Origin of the sequence: Asticcacaulis sp. DW145 (assembly GCF_037101385.1) — a bacterium.
In the GTDB taxonomy this organism is placed as follows: Bacteria; Pseudomonadota; Alphaproteobacteria; order Caulobacterales; family Caulobacteraceae; genus Asticcacaulis; species Asticcacaulis currens.
This window is the reverse complement of sequence record NZ_AP029024.1, coordinates 1,281,476-1,299,604: the sequence shown is the minus strand read 5'-3', so window position 1 is coordinate 1,299,604 and position 18,129 is coordinate 1,281,476. Positions and strand designations below refer to the sequence as shown.

The following is an 18,129-nucleotide window of genomic DNA, read 5'->3' as shown; positions in this document are numbered from 1 at the left end:
GCCGCCTCAATGGCGGCTTGAGCGGAATGATTCCATCAGAAATCATTCCGCTCTAAAATAGCCAGCGTACACCAATGCTTACGCGGTTCTCTTCATCTTCTTTTCCCGCCGACCGCGCGCGTTTGGCCGTGTCCCCCAGCTTGCGCTGATGATCAAGTTGCACGTAGGGCGCAAAGCGACGGTTGACCTCATAGCGCAGTTGCAGAGCCGCGGTTGCATCGGTCAGGCCAGAGCCGGTGCCGTGCTGCGAATCGGCCTGACTGACCGCATTGATTTCAAGCGAGGGCGACAGGATCAGGCGGTTGGTCAGCAGCAGGTCGTTTTCCTGCCGCAACCGCGCGCCGACGGTCCCGTCCTCCCCCAGCAGCAGATGCGCCTCGGTCTCGAAGAAATAGGGCGCCAGACCATTGGCGCCCACCGCCAGCCAGGTGCGATCCCCTGCCCCGAAATCGTGACGCACGCCGACCTGCGCGTCCCAGAAGATCGAGACATTGCGGCTGTAGAGCGCCCAGACTTCGCCTTCGCTATCGCCGTCGCGCACCTCGCCTTCGCTTTTGAGCCACAGTTTGTGCGTATCGCCACCGACCCAGCCGTCGGCGTCCCAATGCGCCGTGTCCTGCCCATCGTGCCGGCTGTAGGCGGTTTCCAGCCATACGGCGTGATAGGTGGCCGAATGGTCGTGTTGGGCCACAGCCGCTGAGGGGAGCAGCAGAAAGCAAACCACTTTTTTAATGATGTGCATGATGGCCCTCCCCGTGTGACGTGTAGTCCGGAGCGGGTTGCGCTGCCGGGGGCACAAAACCCGCTTCCGGTGCAGCGACGCGTAAGGTCGTCATCATACCCGACTGCATATGGAACATCAGGTGGCAGTGATAGGGCCAGTCACCGGGCTCGGTGGCCGAGAGCAACACCGACACGGTCTGACCCGGCGGCACAATCACCGTATGCTTGTCCGGCAGGCGATCCGCATCCTGTCCGTTTTCAAGCTGCACAAACATGCCGTGCAGATGCAGGGGATGCGCCATCATGGTTTCATTGACGTAGATCAGCCGCACCCGCTCATTATAGCCTAACTCAATGCCGTTTTCGGGGGAGAAGGTTTTGCCGTTTATCGTCCAGATATAGCGCTCCATATTGCCGCCCAGCACCACCTTGATAAAGCGCGTGGGGGCGCGCGTATCACTCTGAGGCGTCAGGCTTTTCAACTGAGCATAGTCGAGCACCACGGCCCCTTTGGGCGCGCCGCTGTCGGCCCATCCGCTGTCGTGGTCCATCTGGCTCATATCCATATTGGGATCGTCGCGCATCATGATATCCATATTCATGTCCCCCATCCTGAGCACGGCACGCGGGCGATGCGTCAGGATGTCCCCTGTCATCCCTTCACGCGGGGCCAGCGTCCCCAACGCAAAGCCCTCTCTGTCTAGTGACTCAGCCGCAATCGTATAGGCACGGTCTTCGCGCGGCGTGACGATGACATCATAGGTTTCGGCATTGCCGAAGCGGAACTCATCGACCTCAACCGGCTCCACCGGACGGCCATCGGCGGCCACGACCGTCATTTTCAGGCCCGGAATCCGCACATCGTACATCGTCATGGCCGAGGCATTGATAAAGCGCAGGCGCACCCGCTCACCCGGCCGGAACAGGCCCGTCCAGTTCTGGGCATTGGTCAGGCCGTTGACCAGAAAACGGTAGCCGGTGACGTCAGACAGGTCGGTGGGGAGCATACGCATCTTCCCCCACTCACCGGCTGATTTCAGAGCCTTACCAAGCCCCTTTTCATGCGCGTCCTTAAGCAGGTCACCCACCGTGCGGCGTTTGTACTGATAATAGTCGGATGACGCTTTCAGATTGGCCTGAATGCGTGCGGCGCTGTCCTGATGATAGTCGGACAGCAGCACCACATAGTCGCGGTCGGCCTGAATGGGGTCCGGTGTTTTGGGGGCGATGACAATACCCGCATAGAGGCCGTCCGCCTCCTGCCCCAGCGAATGCGAGTGGTACCAGTAGGTGCCCGACTGACGGATCGGGAAACGATAGGTGAAGGTCTCACCGGGGGCTATGCCCTTGAAGCCGTTGAAGCCCGGCGCGCCGTCCATCACGCCCGGCAGCAGCAGACCGTGCCAGTGGACCGAGGTCGGTGTTTTCAAGCGGTTGGTGACATGGATCACCGCCTCATCGCCTTCGGTGAAACGCAGGACGGGGCCGGGAATGGTGCCGTTGACGGCGATCTTGGGAACGGGTTTGCCGCCAATGGTGGACTGGACCTGCGATATAGTCAGGTCATAGGTGCGGGTTTCGGCCAGGACCATAGAGGCGCACAGGCTGAAGAAACCCGCCAAAAGCATGGATTTCATGAGTGTTTTCCTGAAAAACGTGAGGATCCGCGCCCGCTGTGGGCGACATACGAGTCCGGTTTTCAGGCGCGCGGCGGGCGCATCAGGTCGTCGCTGAGGGCAAAGCGCAACCGTTGATCGCTGCCAAAGCCGGTACGTATGCGGCCTTCATAGACCCCCAGTGACGCCACCGGCGGCAGACTCAGCGCTCCGGCGGCACAGTGGCTGACCGGACACTGACAGGCGCTGCCGCAATCGTGGTGCGACGTTTCGACAGGGTGTTTGTCGTGCGGCGCTGCCTGTTCACCCATCTTCATCTCGTGACAGGGCATGGGCTCGGCAACGCTGGCGTTTTGCGCTTGCGCCATGACCGGGCCCGCCATCGTCACCAGGACGAAGGCCAGCAATCCGGCAATACGGCTCAGTCGCTTCCACATGCGCTCTCCTTAGCAGGAATTCGCGTGCTTGCCTATCGCTCGGCGCAATCGGGGGACGCCGAACCTTTGACCGAGGCCTTGAGCGGAGCCTGCGGGGTCACGGCCAGGGCCTGCCACTCCTGCGCCGCCACGGCGGCATAGGTCTTGCCATCGGTCGAAGCGTCGAACACGGCGCGCAGACAACGGGTGGTTACCGGCGCAAACGAGACAGGATTATAGGCGTTGAGACGACTTCTGTAGGCCGTCGTGGCTTTGACGGGTTTCCACGTTTCTCCGTCACGATATTCCAGATGCCAGTCCTTTGGCGGTGCGACGCCGACACCGGACCCTGCCGGCTGATCGCCCCAGAAGTAGAGGCTGGCCCCATTCAGCGTCACCGGCTGATCCCACTGATACAGCACCCATTGCTGCTTCGGATTGTTCGGCGACCAGGTGGCCCACATGTCGGGCGGCAGGGGGGCTATGTGCACCTTGCCGTCATTGAGGGCGCGCAGCCAGTACTGCACCGGCACCGGGGCATTGGAGGCGGTGATGCGGGCGTGCGAGGCAATATTGCGAATGGGCGTGGCGTCAAAGGGCGCGCCGCCCGTCGGGACGACCTTTTGGGGACGCGGTGGTGACACGCTGTCGTCCCATCGCACCTCATCCAGCGCCACCGAGCGACGGAAATGCCCACCGCCTTTGGCATCCGCCGTATGATAGGCGATGTACCACTTGTCCTTAAAGGCGATAAGGCCTGAATGCGAGGTGGTCGAGGACACTGGATCGAGCAGGACGCCGCGATAGGTCCAGGGTCCCAGCGGCGAAGGCGCTGTGCCATAGGCGATGCAGGCGTAATAGACGGCCACGGTGCACTCGGAATTGGGCCCTGCCCTGTTCCCGGCATAGGCCATGTAGTAGGTGCCCTTGCGTTTGAAAATCCACGCGGCCTCAAAGAAGCCGGTCAGGCTGGTGACATCAATGGGCGTGCCTTTGAACGTCAACATATCGGGTTCCAGCTCGACTCCTTTCAGGCGGCCAAACGTCCCCCAGTAGAGATAGACGCGGTCATCCTCATCGACCAGCACGGTCGGGTCGATATTTTGAATGGTGTTGGGCACAGGCCACGATTGCGACACGACCGGTCCCGACGGGTGGGCATCGACCCACGGCCCGGTAGGTGTATCCGAAACGGCAACGCCAATGGCGAAGCCGTCCTTGTTCGTAGAGTCCTTCTGCATCACCGGGGCGTAGAGATAGAAGCGCTTATCCGGCCCCTGCACGATCTGAGGGGCATAGGCGCGGCCTGGCGTCGCCCATTTGAACACCGCATCCGGTTTCAGAAAGTGCGGATAATGCGTCCAATGTCCCGATTGCGGATCATCGCTGACCAGCATCTGCCATTCGGGCATGATGAAGTCATTGACGCCCGGTTCCGCCGTATCTCGTCCGGTAATTATATACATCCTGCCCCCGGCCACCAGCGGCGCGGGATCGGTCGTATAGTCAGCCCCGTCTTTGAGGATGGGGTTTGAGCGGGCACTGACCGCGCGTGCCTCTAGCGCCGGATTGGGCGCATAGACGACGGGCTCGGCCTGCGCCGCACAGGCGGCCAGCCACGGCAGCAGGCTGATCAGGGACAGGGGGCGCATCCGGATGCCTCAGGCCGGTTTGGCTACGGGAGCCGTCGTAAACAGGCGCACCCCAAAGACCGGACCGGCGGATTTCCCTTCCTGTGGATTGAACTTGACCGTGACCTTTTGTTTGCCGCGCGTCAGCTCATAGGGGATGGGGTAATCGACGTCGATCCACGCGCCCGGTTGACGACCCGACAGGCGCTCATGCGCGATGACCGTGCCGTCGATCTCGATGGTGAAGCTGCGGTTGAATTCCGAGCCCCAATAGGTCGCCTGAAGCGCCAGCGGGCCAGAATCGTTTTTGCCGTCCTTGGTCGTCTTCATCTCAAAGCTGAAGAAGCCCCCGGTGCGGGCGTCGCGGCCATTGCGGGCGCGATAGACCACGGGGTAGGAGTTGCCGCCGGTTTGCAGGTTGTGGTCGCGCTCGGGCTGCATTTCGCCCAGATGCATGACATCGACCGAACGGTTGGCGATGTCTTTCAAACGGGCCTGTTCGGCGCGATAGGCGACCTGAGCCTGCGCCCATTCCGCGTCGCTGTAGCGGTTGAAATAGACCGCTGTGCGGCGTTCGTACTGCGCATAGAAAGGACGGAAAGTCATATCCCCCGGACGTCCTGAGCCTTTGGATACATATACCGCTTCGGTCGCCGAGACGGGTTGGAAGCTGCCGATCAGGTCGGAACCGACCAGTGCCGGCGCATCGCCTTCCCACGGCTGATCCGCTGGCCCCAGATCGGCAGCGAGCACCATCGGGCCGCGCAGCAGGGCCACGACCTTGTCATCACCCGCTGCGGTCTCAAAACGCAGGTCCAGCGGCAGGTCGAGCGTCACCACGTCGCCCGCGCGCCATTTGCGGGTGATCAGGGCATAGCCGTCGTTCATCCTGGCCAGGGCCGGCTTGCCATTGACGCGTAAGGTTGAGGATTTGGCCCAGCCCGGGATACGCACGGCCACGGTGAAGGTCTTCGTGCCCGAAAGCTGGCTCAGTTTCAGCGCCACCTGCCCCTCATAGGGGTATTTGGTGGTCAGTTCGAACGCCGCTTTTTGCTCCGCCCAGTTGACCTTTGACGGGATAAACAGGTTGATGAACAGCGTCTTGTCCTGCTGCCAGTAGATCGAATCCCCATGCTTGGAATGGGTTTCAATCCCCGACAGGACACAGCACCAGAAGGAGTTTTCCTCATCCGAGAAACCGCGCGCCATGCCCGACATCAGCGGCATCATATAGGTGAACATGCCGGTTTTCGGGTTCTGATGCGCCAGCATGTGATTGAGGTGCGCACGCTCGTAATAGTCGAACCACGCCGCCTTCGGCGACCAGCTATACAGGTGGCGCGTCAGCTTGAGCATATTGTAGGTGTTGCAGCTTTCGCAGGTCTGCTCGGTGATATGGGCCGAGATGGTGTCCGGCTCGAAGAAATATTCCCGGTCGGCATTGCCGCCAATGACGAAGCTGTGGTGGTTGACGACGCGCTCCCAGAAGAAGCTGGAAGCGGTCTGATACTGCGGCTTCTGCGTCAGCTCATAAAGGCGCGCCAGACCGATCAGCTTTGGCACCTGCGTATTGGCGTGGTTGTTGGCCAGCTTGTCTTCACGGGCCGCCAGCGGGTCGAGCATCCGGTGATGATAGAGCCGCTCCGACAGTTTCAGCCAGCGCGGATTGTTCGTGCGGCTATAGAGTTCGGCGAAGCTCTCATTGATGCCGCCGTGTTCGCAATCGAGCACCTTCTGCGTCTGGGCGTCGTCCAGCGCCGCAAAGACCTTTTCGATATAGCCGCCCAGCTTTTCGGCCACCGGGATGCCGCGGTCGATACCGCAATAGGCCTGCGCGTCCAGAAGCCCGGCAAACAGCTTGTGCCAGTTATAGAAGGGCACCCAGCAGCCATTGAGATCGAAGCCCGCCGAGCGGATATCGCCCGCCATGATTTCGGGGAAGATTTCCTTGCCATCGACGATAGAGCCGTCCTTACGCTTGCGCATAAAGCCCGCCGCATAGCCGTCGCCCTGCGCCGCCTGCACCTTTTCGAGTTCGGAAATAATGTAGTGGATGCGGGTCACACATTCGGCATCACCCGTCTGGGCGTGCATCAGCGACAGGGCCGACAGATAGTGCCCCAGCCCTTCGCCGGCGATGGTGTCGGATTCCCAGCCGCCGTAAATCTCACCCTTCACCGGCAGACCGGCGAACTTGTGATAATTGTGCAGGAAGCGGTCGGGCGACAGGAACAGCAGGTAGCGTCGGTTGGCCTCTACAGCGTCAAGGAAGGGCGATGGCAGCAGGCGCACCTGAGTCAGCGGGATGGGCGTAGCGACGATGGGGGCTGAGGCTACGGCCGGGCCGCCGATGGCGGTCAGAAGCGTCAGGGCCCCGGCCCCGCAGAGCAAGGCGCGGCGATCGGTTTGAAAGGTCGTGCGGATCATCTGGCGTTTCCCTGTGTCAGGCGCGGATCAGGTCTATAGTGACGGGTTCGGCTTTCAGCGGCACCGCATAGGCGCCCAGAGCCTTATCGGCCTTGAGGCTATAGGGCCTGGCCCCCTTCACCGTGGTTTCAAAATTCACGTAGGCGACGGGCGTCTGGGCGTCGGCAGCGCCCAAAGTCAGGTGCACCTTGCCGCTGACGCTGTCATAGGCGACCTCCGCGATCTTACCCGCATCCAGCGTGATCCACAGACCCGCCGGGGCGATAAAGACGCGACGGCGGGCGCTGTCCTTCGGCGCAAGGCGGATCACGCCATCGGACGTTTTGACTACGCCGCCAAAGCCGGTCCAGCCGAACACCGGGTGTTTGACCAGATACGAGGCCGAGGTCACGGCGTGACCGAAGAAGCTCATACCATAGTCGCCATTGATGGCGTCCCACTTCATGGCGTCCGGGAAGGAATGGAAGGCCGCCGAGGCAAAACCCTCTGCGTCGATATTGGTCAGCGAGCCCATCAGTCCGCCATAGGCGACGCGCAGCATATAGAGGTCATCCGGCGTTTCGCGGTAGGCGTCGAACAGCGGTACGGCATTGAGCGACGAGCCGTAATGGTGCAACTGACGCTCAATCCGCGACAGCTTGCCGGCATAGAGGAAGTCCCAGAAGCGTCGCGCCGAGCCGTTATAGCCCCAGTGCGGGATGGCCGGGTCATAGGCCATGATGACTTCGCGCGTGACATCGGCCTTATCCTGATGGCCGAAGTAGCGCATCCACATATAAACTTCGGCCTGACCGGTGGAATCCCACGGCATTTCCGAGCCGAACGGATATTTCAGCGTCTTCCAGATTTCGACGCGGCCTTTCATCAACGCCTCGACCTCTGCGGCCAGTTCGGTCCAGCCTTCCCGTTTCAGATCGAGCAGGATGTAGAGGAAGACATCGCCTTCCATCTGCCCGAACTGCGTATAGTAGGGGGCTTTGCTCATCATGGCCTTGATGGTTTCGGCTGCCCGCGTCAGATAGGTCTGCCAGGTTTCGCCCGCCGTCATGCCCGTGTGGTAGCGGCCGAGGCGATACAGCGTCCACCACGCGGCGGCCGGATGCGGATAGTTGTAGGACCGCCCCAGATCGGCAGCGTGCTTACGGTCCCAGGCCGACCAAACCTTCCAGTTCAGAGACGCATCATAGGTGCCCTTGGGCATCCCTTCGGGGTCATAGAACATCAGCGATTTGCGCACGCCGTACTTATCGGGCCCGTCCGGCGTCTGGATTTGCCCCCACAGGGTGGTGTTGGCGAAGCGCTCGAACTTTTGCACCTCTTCGGGCTTCGGATTGTCGAGCTGCTTCATGATGGCCGCCAGCCACGCCCCGGCCCCGCCTTCGTCCGACAGGCCCGACACCCAAACGCGATTGTCCTGAAGCACCAGCGCCTGTTTTTCGCGGTCGTAAATCAGGATCGACGGCGAACGCTTGAACGGATCATCCGGGTTTTCGTACCACTGCTTGGTGGTCAGAAAGTGCCCCATATCGGCCACGGCCTCGGCTTGCGGCTTGGTCACCTTGTAATGGACGGTCTGCTGTGTGCCGCCGGCATAGGTCAGGGTCAGGCGCGCGCGGCCCAGCGTCTTGCCCGCCACGCTGAATTTCAGCCAGCCGCCTCTGATATCGCCCGCAGGCGTGACCTCCAGCGCGCCTTGCGGATGCACGGCGAAGGCTTTGACCGGCTTGGGGGCATGGACAAAGAGGTCGGCGGGCAGGTCGGTCGGGACGACATAGCCGGGAATACCGACGGCGACCGGACGACCCTGTTTGATCAGGGTCGGCTCGATCTCTCGGATCGAGGGCGACAGCACGAATTTCAGCGCCACACGGGTCGATTGCCCCGGCCTCAACATCAGAGACGTGGGCGTGTTCCACTGTTCGACGCCCTTCCATTCGCTGTCGGCAAAGCCCTTGGCGTGCGTCATCCAGCTGTAGAAGCCTTCGAACGTCATGTTGCGCGGTTCGATATCGCTGTAAATGGCCGGCTTTTTGTCGGCGTCGCGCGTGTTGAGGATCGGCTTGTACAGCTCGAACTTCGCCGTATCGCTGGCGGGCAGAACCAGCAGGGACGGCCCCTGCCCGTTAAGACGGTTGACCTGAAGATAGCCGGCATTCAGGCCGACATATGGATCATAGAAGGAGGCGACATCGTGGGCCTCATCGAGGTGACGCCCGCTGATGATATTGTCAAAGACCATGGCCATGCCCAGCCCGCCGACCTCAATCGTCTTTTGGGTGGGGTTCGTCAGGGTAAAGCTCAGGACCAGCTTGCCCCCAGACACGCTCCACGTCCGCACCACCTTCAGCGGCATATCCGCACCGAGGCTGGCGGTAATGTCCGCTGAGGCCAAAGCACCATTCGGTTTTGGCAGGGCCCTGACCTTCACGCGGCGATAGGCCGTCGAATGGTCGCGCCACGTCTCGTCATCTTCGACGCGCACGCGCAGGTCGATATCCCCCAGACGGTAGCACCCATCGCCCAGACGCTGGGTGAAACGGTGCCGCGGGGCGAAGTCGAAGCCACCCCCTACACCCTTGGGGGCCAGCGAGACGAGGGTCTGAGAGGTTTCCTGAAGCTCGATATGAAAATCCGGCGTTTCGTGGACCGTGGTCTGCGCCTCGGCGCTGTTCCACGCAAAGCCACCCGTTTCAGCGGCCTGCGCCAGAGTGGGCGCGGCCAGTGCCGCGGCCATGGCCGTCAGGCTGGCGCGGCGGGTGAGGGTCGAAACGGCGGATGGCGTCATGGTTCACTCCGTCGGGTGAAAGGGGTTTTACTTGCGAAAAATACTCAGGGTTATTTTTCGTTGCAGGACGCGACACATGATAAGCGGCTGGCCGTCACTGCCCGTGAAAAGGGGTGTCCACCGCCTCGCCAGGGACGGGAGCCGGTGGACATCCAGGGTCTGGAGAGCCCTGACAACCCGGAGGAAGTCAATACTGCCATCAGAGACCTCAGCCAGACAGGCAGACCGCTCATCACCGGAATTGAGAGCCGTCTACCCGCCAAAATCTAACCTCGCTTTGCGCGCACGGTCAAATATAAAATATACGATTGTCCAAAATAATTGTCGGAGTTATTGTACAATTATTCCGCCTTGGAGATCAGGTTTTCGTAGAAATAGCCGCTCAGCTTGCGCCAGTAATAGGGCTGCATGACCGCGTGGTTGGTGTTGGGCAGAATGACCAGCTCATGCGGCTTACCCGCCTTGATCAGGGCGTCCGACAGGCGTAGCGACGCGACCACGGGCACGTTGTCGTCGATATCGCCGTGGATCAGCATCAGCTTACCCTTGAGGTTGGCAGCCACCGACATGTTGGAGTTACGTTCCCACGTGGCGTTGTCGGCATTGCCCATATTGACCTCCGGCCACCACGCCTTGTCCAGCCTCAGATCGTGATTGCCCGAAGAGGCCACGCCGACCTTGTAAAATTCCGGACGGCGCAGGATGAAGCGCGCGGTGTCATAGCCCCCGGCCGAACCGCCATAGACCCCTACCCGGTCAAGGTCGAAATAGGCATATTTCGCCTTCATGGCCTTCAGCACCCAGATATGGTCGTCCAGTCCGACCTCACCCAGATTCTGCCAGGCCGATGAGCGGAAGGCCTTGCCGCGCTGGGACGTGCCGCGCCCGTCGATCGTCACCACAATGGCCCCGAACTGCGCCAGCGCATTGGTCCCGGCGATCATATTGTCCTCATAGGACTCACCGAACCGGTGCGTGGTTGGCCCGGTATAGACGTTCTCGATGACCGGATAGGTCTTTGACGGATCGAAATAGGCCGGGCGGTGGATCATGCCGTACAGCTTCGTCTTGCCGTCATCCGCCAAAGTCTCGAACGGTTCCGGCGGCGTGAACCCCGTGGCCAGCAGGGCCGACGGATCAGCCTTGCCCAGTTCCAGTACGATCTGCCCGTCTGAGGTGCGGCGCAGCAGGGTGCGTGTCGGGACCGTCGGTGAGGACATGCGGTCTATGAACCATTGACCGTCGTCGGAGACCTTGACCTCGTGATCGAGCGGCTCAGGGGTGAGGTTGCTGATCCTGCCGTCCATTGTGACGCGATAGAGGCTTTTGAAATAGGGGTTTACGCCCGCTTCGCGACCAATGCCGGTGATCAAGGCGGGGCCGTCCTTCGTGATGTGTTCGATCGTCAGGACTTCCCAGTTGCCGCGGGTAATGGCCTTGCCACCGTTCGGGTCTTCGCCGCGTTTGATCAGATAAAGCTGCGCCCAGTCGCTGCGTTCGGAAATAGCCAGATAGCCGCCCCATTCCGGTGCGTTTCTCAGCGCGCTGGAGGTGACGGCGACATTGGGTTTCAACGCCTCGCGCACCCGCACCTGCGCCTTGCCGGTTTCCGGATCGGCTTCGTAGAGCGCGATTTCGCTATAGCCGCGCGCCTGCCACTCATAGATGATGTGACCGGCTTCGTCCCAATAGAGCAACGGATCACCGGGCCATAACAGCGACTGAGCCGGTACATCCGGCAGGCTGAGGGCCGGCTTTTGTGCCCGCGTCACTTCGATATTTATGACGACCGGATGCAGTTGCGGGATGTCCTTGGCCCCGGCGGTGGGATAGACGTAGCTGAATTCGCGCGGGAACCGGCTGCCGGGCGGGTTTTGTTGCACGGCGTGCCAGATATAGCTGCCATTACGATCCAGCCGGTAGGTCAGAAGACGTTTGGAATCGCCGGTCCATTGAGCGGATACGCTCATCTCCGGGGTTTCGGAATTGGCGGCGGCCATGGCCCCCAGCATGGGGTAGTTCTGACCGTAGCGACGGTCGTAATTCCCATCCGAGGTCAGCGGTGTTTCGCGCCCTGTGGCTGTATCGACCAACCACAGATTATAGTTGCGGGCAATGACGCGCGACTTGCCGTCCGGAGAGACAACACCCGCGACTTTCGGTGCCGGATCGACAGCCGTCACCTTGCCAGACGCCTTGTCCAGCGTCCATTCACGCCCGGCGGCGGAAAGGCGCAACGTCCCCTTCGCAGGGTCGAAATCGAGGGGCCGCATGTCCGCCACGCCGTCTATCTTGGCCCCTTGTGCCACCAGTAACGGCGTCAGGGCGGCTTCTGTCGCCAGTTCGCGGCCTGTTGCGGTCACGGGATCGGCCAGCATTAGCCGCCCCTGCCCTTTCGCGCCCAGACGATAGACGACGCTCTTGCCATCGGAGGTGAACCGGGCCCGAACATCAAGATCAGTGATCAGGCTGTTGATATTACCCGGCAAATACCGGTCGGCCCTGGCCGCCAGCGCATCAAAGGCGGACGGCGCGACAGCTACCGGCGTTTGCGCCAGCGTGGCGGTGGAAAGGGACATGAGAGGAAGGCACAGGGCCAGCACAAGCGGCTTCATCGGTTGTAACCTGCTAAGCGGAAGAAAAGCGACCGATAGAGACTACCGGCCGCTTGCAGACTGTTGGTGAACGAACGCGAGCGGTGTTTTGGCCGCTCGCGCCTCTTAAGGTTAGAACTTCGCCGTCATGCCCACGCGCAGGGTGCGACCCAGCGCATCATAGAAGGACGGGTAGGTGTTGAAGGTGTTGCCAATCGGTTCACCGAGCAGCGGCGGTTCGGTGTCCAGAAGGTTCTGAACATTGAAGCGTACTTCGACCTTCCTGGTCACCGGCACGCGCACCGCCAGATCGAAATAGCTGCGGGCCGGCATCTTCTCGGCCAACGGGAAGAGGTTGGTATTGCCGGGGTTCGGCTTAGCCGCCAGCGCCTTGTCCGGCGACAGGCGATCGTTCTTGGTTTCGCCGACATAGCGCCAGTTCAGACCCACGGAAATATCTTCCCACGGCGTCAGCCAGTTGAGGGTGGCGGTGTGACGCCACTTGGTCCACGGATCACCGCAGGTCGAACCGAAGTAACCAACGCAGGAAATGGTCGGCGCAGAGGCGATGTACTTGCGTTGGTTCGACAGCGTCCGCGTCCCGTTCAGGCCGAAGCTGAAGCTGCCGACCTTCACGCCATTGATGCCTTCCGGCAGACGCAGGGTATAGTTGGCGCTGATGTCCACGCCCTTGGTCTTGGTCATACCGGCATTGACCCAACGCGCATCCACAGTCTCGATGCGTCCCGATGTGGCGTTACGCTTGTAGAGATCGCAGTAGGTGGTGATCTTGTTATCGTAGCACTGGGTGAATATCTGATCGGCGCGCACCCATTCAAAGGCATTGGTGATGTCGATGCTGTACCAGTCCGCCGTCGCCGTGAAGTCACGCCAGAAGGTGGGACGGAAAACCACACCCGCCGTATAGCTGCGCGCCGTTTCCGGCTTCAGGTCCTGACGCCCGCCATTGACCAGCGTACCCGTATTACAGAAGCCCGCTGTATCACAGCGGTAGCCCGGATCATTGGTCAGAGCGTTGTACTGCGCCTGAGTCATATTGATCGAGCATTGTTCGTAGGTATAGCGGGTATAGACCGAACCGGCGGCCGGCGGGGCACAAAAGTCAAGGAAACGCGAGTCGGGATATTCGTGTATCCCTTCCAGCCGTTCCTTTTCCGCCACGCGGAAGGCCTCATTGACGCTTGCGCGGAAGCGCACATCGTTCGTGGGTTGCCAGCTCAGTTCCGCCTTCCAGGTTTTGACAACGCGGTCGTGCGTCGAATAGTCGGACAGGCGGTAGCCCCCGTTCAGGGTCAGGTCGCGGATAAAGGGCTTGTCCTGAATCAGCGGGATGTCGATTTCGACCGCCGCCTCCTTGACGTCCTGCGTGCCGGTATAGGCCACAAACCAGCTATAGCCGCCGGTGCCGCCCGTGGTCACGGTATCCTTGCGGTATTCACCCGACAGGGCGTAGGCCACGGGGTCATTGGCCCACGGACTTTTCAGCCCGAACTTGCCCAGCTCGCCGGAAATGGTCGCCACGAAGATTTCGTTCTCGCGCGTGGTCTTGGTTTGACCGGCTTCGTCGTAATAGGCGTAAGCGGCGTCGCCCAGCCCCTTGCCGTCGTAGCTATAGATATTGCCGGGGACGCATTGGGTATTGGTGCTGCCGCTCGGGGGCGCACAGGTCCCCGAAGCCCCTACCCCTTCGATCCCCTCGGCCACGCGGTTCTGGAAATTGCCGATGAAGATGTGGTTGGATTCGTAAACGTCATCGCGGGTATAGCGCGCATAGCTGACATTATAGTTCAACTCGTCGGAAAAACGCCCGCTGATGCCCAACTGCGCATTCAGCGTCCTGGCACCGAAAGAGAAATCCTGATCGGCCTGCGGCCGCCAGATGGCGGTATAGAGCATCCCGGTCGTCGGGGTGACCCCACCCGTTGTCGGGCAAAGCAGGGATCTTTGCTGCGCGCTCAGAAGCGAGTTGGCGCATTGCACCTCGACCTCGACATAGTCCACGGGGATGCGCCGTGCCTGACTTTTTGTCTCATTCTCGGTATAGAGAACATTCAGGTTGAGTTTCAGGCGTTCCGAAAACTTGTAATTGAAGAACAGACCGCCGCGATACACCTGATCGGAGCGCTGCATATAGTCTTCAATGGGCGCCCGCTGAAGGTCGTTCTCGTTGAACGGCACCCAGGTTTTGGAGCCGTCCTTGGCCAGCTGGTACTCCGAGCCGTTGACGCTGAACCAGCCGTAAGGACGGTATTCGGTGAAATTACAGTCGAACGTATCGTTCTTGAGCTGCGTCGGCGGCGTATAGTTGCCGTAACCCGACTGCTGGTTCATGTTCAGGCGGCAGGCAGCGTGGTCAATTTCGGACCATTGGATCGGGGTGGTTTCCTTATAGCCCAAAAACCCTGAGATATTGCCCTTGCCCTGATTAAAGTCCGTGCCAGCCGTGACGTTGAAATAATACTGCTCTCCCCCGAAGAAGTTCTTCTTGGGGGTGGCGTATCCACGCTTTTGCAACAGATCCAGCATAAACTGGTTATCGTTTTCGTGCTGCTGTGCGGAGACTTCGGCATCGACCGTCACACCGTTAAAGCGCGTCTTGGTGATGAAGTTGACGACGCCGCCAATGGCGTCAGAGCCGTAAACCGCCGACGCCCCGCCGGTCAGAATATCGACGCGCTCAATAAGTGAACCGGGGATCGTCCCCACATCGTTAATCGTGCGCACCCCGTTGATCAGGGTCAGGGTGCGGCCGGCGCCCAGACGGCGCATATTGATTTCGTGTGCCCCCACCGTTTCCCCGGACGTCTTCATACCCATCATCGGATGGACCTGAGGCAGGGTGCTGATAGCGTCTTCGATACGCCCCAGACCGCGATTTTGCAAATATTCAGAGTCAATGACCGTAATCGGACTGTTGCTGGTCAGATTTGGACGCTTGATGCGCGTGCCGGTCACCACAACCGTCTCAATCTCGCTCTTATCCTTAACCTTGGTCTCGTCCTCTTTGGCCTGCTGAGCCAGGGCCGGGACAGCGACGGCCAGGCTGATCAGGCCGGTAAAGGCCAACATAGCCGAGCGGCGGTGTTTACGAATTTGCATAATAACTCCCCTGAATACGATCTGACACACATCCGACAAATGTCTGTCAAATATGTTATACGATATATTTCATACGAAAAAAGGGGAGCGAAAAACAATTCCATATGCGTGTTTATTATGACACATATGTCATAAATATTCGTATCCAGAGAAACGAATATTAGGGTAAATATCTATTTTTGTTCAGTTATATTTCTCTGGCGCTCCATTTCACAGGCGAATTAACCCACTATAAATTTTTTACAGCGCGCCAATTATGTCTGATTATATCGGGAAATCTGTATGGTAGCGCTATCGGCAAATGACGGCCGATAAACGAAAAAAGGGAGCGTCACGAAGACGCTCCCTGATCAAAAGAGGCTGCTTAACGCCGCCTGACGTCGAAGCCTTTAGATCTCCTGATTGAAGGCCCCCACCTCCGGGTGATTGGCCAGGCGCGGCTTGATCTCTTTACGGAACAGGTCGCGCATGTCGTCTGCCGAGCGCAGCGACTCGACCACCACCACCAGTTCCGGCTTGTTGGAGGACGCACGCACCAGCACCCACGACCCGTCCTCAAGGTGCACGCGGGCGCCGTTGACCGTAATCACTTCAACGATCTTGCGGCCGAGAATTTCACCACCCGCCGCGTGCAGATCGACATATTCCTGCACAATCTTTTCCAGAACCTCATACTTCACCTCATCGCCGCACTTGGGCGACATGGTCAGCGAGGTGTAGGCGACCGGCAGCGAGTCTTTCAGATCGCTCAACGACTTATCCGGATTGCGGTCCAGCATGGCCAGAACCGCCGCAGCCGCCACCAGACCATCGTCATAGCCGAGGCCGATGGGCTTGTTGAGGAAGAAGTGTCCCGACTTCTCGAAGCCTGCCAGCGCGTTCAGTTCGGACGTCTTGCGCTTGATGTAGGAGTGGCCGGTCTTCCAGTACACCGTCGTCGCGCCGTTTTTCTTCAGGATTTCATCGGTCTTGTAGAGCCCCGTGGACTTCACATCGACGATAAAGGTGGCATTGGGATAGATGTCCGACAGGTCGCGCGCCAGCAGAAGGCCGATCTTGTCAGCAAAGATTTCCTCACCCGTATTGTCCACGACGCCACACCGGTCGCCGTCCCCATCAAAGCCCAGTGCCAGATCGGCACCGTGTTGTTTCACCGCCTTGGCCATTTCGACCAGCATTTCGTGGTCTTCGGGGTTGGGATTGTATTTCGGGAAGGTGGCGTCGAGATCGCAGTCCATCTCGATCACTTCCGCGCCCATAGCGCGCAGGGCCTGCGGCGCGAACGCACCCGCCGTGCCGTTACCACACGCACACACAACCTTCAGCTTGCGCTTCAACTGCGCCTTGGACGCCACGTCGGCCAGATAGCGCTCCTGAACGCCCTTGACCAGTTCCAGCGTACCACCAGGACGGGTGACGCCGGTGCCGGTCATGACAATTTCCTTCAGGCGCGTCATTTCGTCCGGACCGAAGGTCAGCGGGGCCTGGCAGCCCATCTTCACGCCGGTCCAGCCGTTTTCGTTGTGCGAAGCCGTCACCATTGCCACGCAGGGCGCATCAAGGTCAAACTGCGCAAAATAGGCGATGGGCGACAGGCACAAGCCTATGTCCAGCACTTCGCACCCCGCCTGAACCAGGCCGATAATCAGCGCGTTCTTGATATTGATCGAGTAGGAACGGAAGTCGTGGCCGACGACGATGCGCGGCTTCACGCCGCGTTCCTGCACATAGGTGCCCAGACCCAGCCCTAGGGCCTGAATACCGAGAAGATTTATTTCCTTGCCGAACAGCCAGCGAGCATCATATTCGCGGAAGCCGGTCGTCTTGACGAAGGCCTCGGTTTCGAATTCGTAGGTGTTGGGAACCAGGTCCGTGCGGGGGAGAAGGACGGTCATTGCTATATCTCGTGCGTATCGTTGAAGCTGTATTCAGGCGAAGAAGGGCGACAGGGCCGCACGCGCGGCGTCACCCAGGTCGGCGCGTTTGAGCGCCAGAGCCACATTGGCGCGCAGCAGGCCGATCTTGTCGCCGCAATCATAGGTCACACCCTCATATTCGAGCGCGTGGAAGGCTTGGGTTTCCATCAGGCGGAACATGGAGTCGGTGAGCTGGATTTCACCCCCTGCCCCGCGTTCCTGTGTAGCCAGCAGATCGAAAATTTCCGGCTGAAGGATATAGCGGCCCGACACGATCAGATTTGAGGGTGCGGTGCCTTTGGCTGGCTTTTCGACCATGCCGGTCATCTTGTTCAGACGACCGCTCTGCGATTCAAGCGCCACCACCCCATACTGATGCGTCTGATCGTGAGGGACGGGCTCGACGACGATGATGTTGCCGCCCACCTGATTATAGGACTCTACGGCCTGACGCAGGGCGGGCACTTCGGCGTCCATCACCATGTCCGGCAGGATGACCGCAAACGGTTCGTCGCCGATAATGTCGCGCGCGCACCATACTGCGTGCCCAAGACCCTTCGGCTGCATCTGGCGCACAAAGCTCATCTCACCTTCTTTGGGCAGTTCCGCCAGAAGCTGATCCAGAATGGCCGTCTTTTTCTTGGCCGCCAGTTGCGCCTCAAGCTCAACCTGATGGTCGAAATAGTCTTCTATGGCGCCTTTGGATCGACCCGTCACGAAAACGAAGTGCTCGATGCCGGCGGCGCGCGCCTCTTCGACCACATACGCGAGAATGGGGCGGTCAACCACATTCAGTAGCTCTTTGGGAACCACCTTCGTACCCGGTAAAACCCGCGTACCCAGACCAGCCACGGGAACCACGGCCTTACGTATTTTTTTGAACATCAAATCAATCCTGAGG

The 18,129-nt window shown here is 60.1% G+C and carries 10 protein-coding genes; all 10 read right to left on the bottom strand.

Annotated elements, in window-relative coordinates; translation table 11 throughout:
• Positions 1-52: 52 nt before the first annotated feature.
• Entirely contained in the window at positions 53-742 is a 690-nt protein-coding gene (locus AACH73_RS06005; protein WP_338734278.1) for a copper resistance protein B, read from the bottom strand.
• Complete coding sequence (locus tag AACH73_RS06000; RefSeq protein ID WP_338734277.1) at positions 729-2,360, bottom strand: copper resistance system multicopper oxidase; 1,632 nt, start codon at positions 2,358-2,360, stop codon at positions 729-731. The genes AACH73_RS06005 and AACH73_RS06000 overlap by 14 nt, the downstream gene beginning before the upstream one ends.
• Before the next feature lie 62 nt (positions 2,361-2,422).
• Positions 2,423-2,776, bottom strand: coding sequence for a hypothetical protein (locus AACH73_RS05995; protein ID WP_338734276.1), 354 nt, complete (start codon positions 2,774-2,776; stop codon positions 2,423-2,425).
• Between the two features lie 32 nt (positions 2,777-2,808).
• Positions 2,809-4,407 carry a family 43 glycosylhydrolase gene (locus AACH73_RS05990; RefSeq protein ID WP_338734275.1) on the bottom strand — a complete coding sequence of 533 codons (1,599 nt, stop codon included), beginning with the start codon at positions 4,405-4,407 and terminating at the stop codon, positions 2,809-2,811.
• 9 nt (positions 4,408-4,416) lie between these two features.
• Positions 4,417-6,813, bottom strand: a complete 2,397-nt coding sequence (locus AACH73_RS05985) for a glycoside hydrolase family 127 protein (RefSeq protein ID WP_338734274.1) — start codon at positions 6,811-6,813, stop codon at positions 4,417-4,419.
• Positions 6,814-6,829: 16 nt separating this feature from the next.
• Entirely contained in the window at positions 6,830-9,598 is a 2,769-nt protein-coding gene (locus tag AACH73_RS05980; protein WP_338734273.1) for a DUF5695 domain-containing protein, read from the bottom strand.
• 341 nt (positions 9,599-9,939) lie between these two features.
• Positions 9,940-12,177: a prolyl oligopeptidase family serine peptidase gene (locus AACH73_RS05975; RefSeq protein ID WP_338734271.1), complete on the bottom strand. Its 2,238-nt coding sequence runs from the start codon at positions 12,175-12,177 to the stop codon at positions 9,940-9,942.
• Positions 12,178-12,324: 147 nt separating this feature from the next.
• Entirely contained in the window at positions 12,325-15,312 is a 2,988-nt protein-coding gene (locus AACH73_RS05970; RefSeq protein ID WP_338734270.1) for a TonB-dependent receptor, read from the bottom strand.
• Between the two features lie 389 nt (positions 15,313-15,701).
• Complete coding sequence (locus AACH73_RS05965; RefSeq protein WP_338734269.1) at positions 15,702-17,207, bottom strand: phosphomannomutase/phosphoglucomutase; 1,506 nt, start codon at positions 17,205-17,207, stop codon at positions 15,702-15,704.
• A 33-nt stretch (positions 17,208-17,240) separates the two neighbouring features.
• Positions 17,241-18,113, bottom strand: a complete 873-nt coding sequence (gene galU / locus AACH73_RS05960; protein ID WP_272740074.1) for a UTP--glucose-1-phosphate uridylyltransferase GalU — start codon at positions 18,111-18,113, stop codon at positions 17,241-17,243.
• Positions 18,114-18,129: the final 16 nt, after the last annotated feature.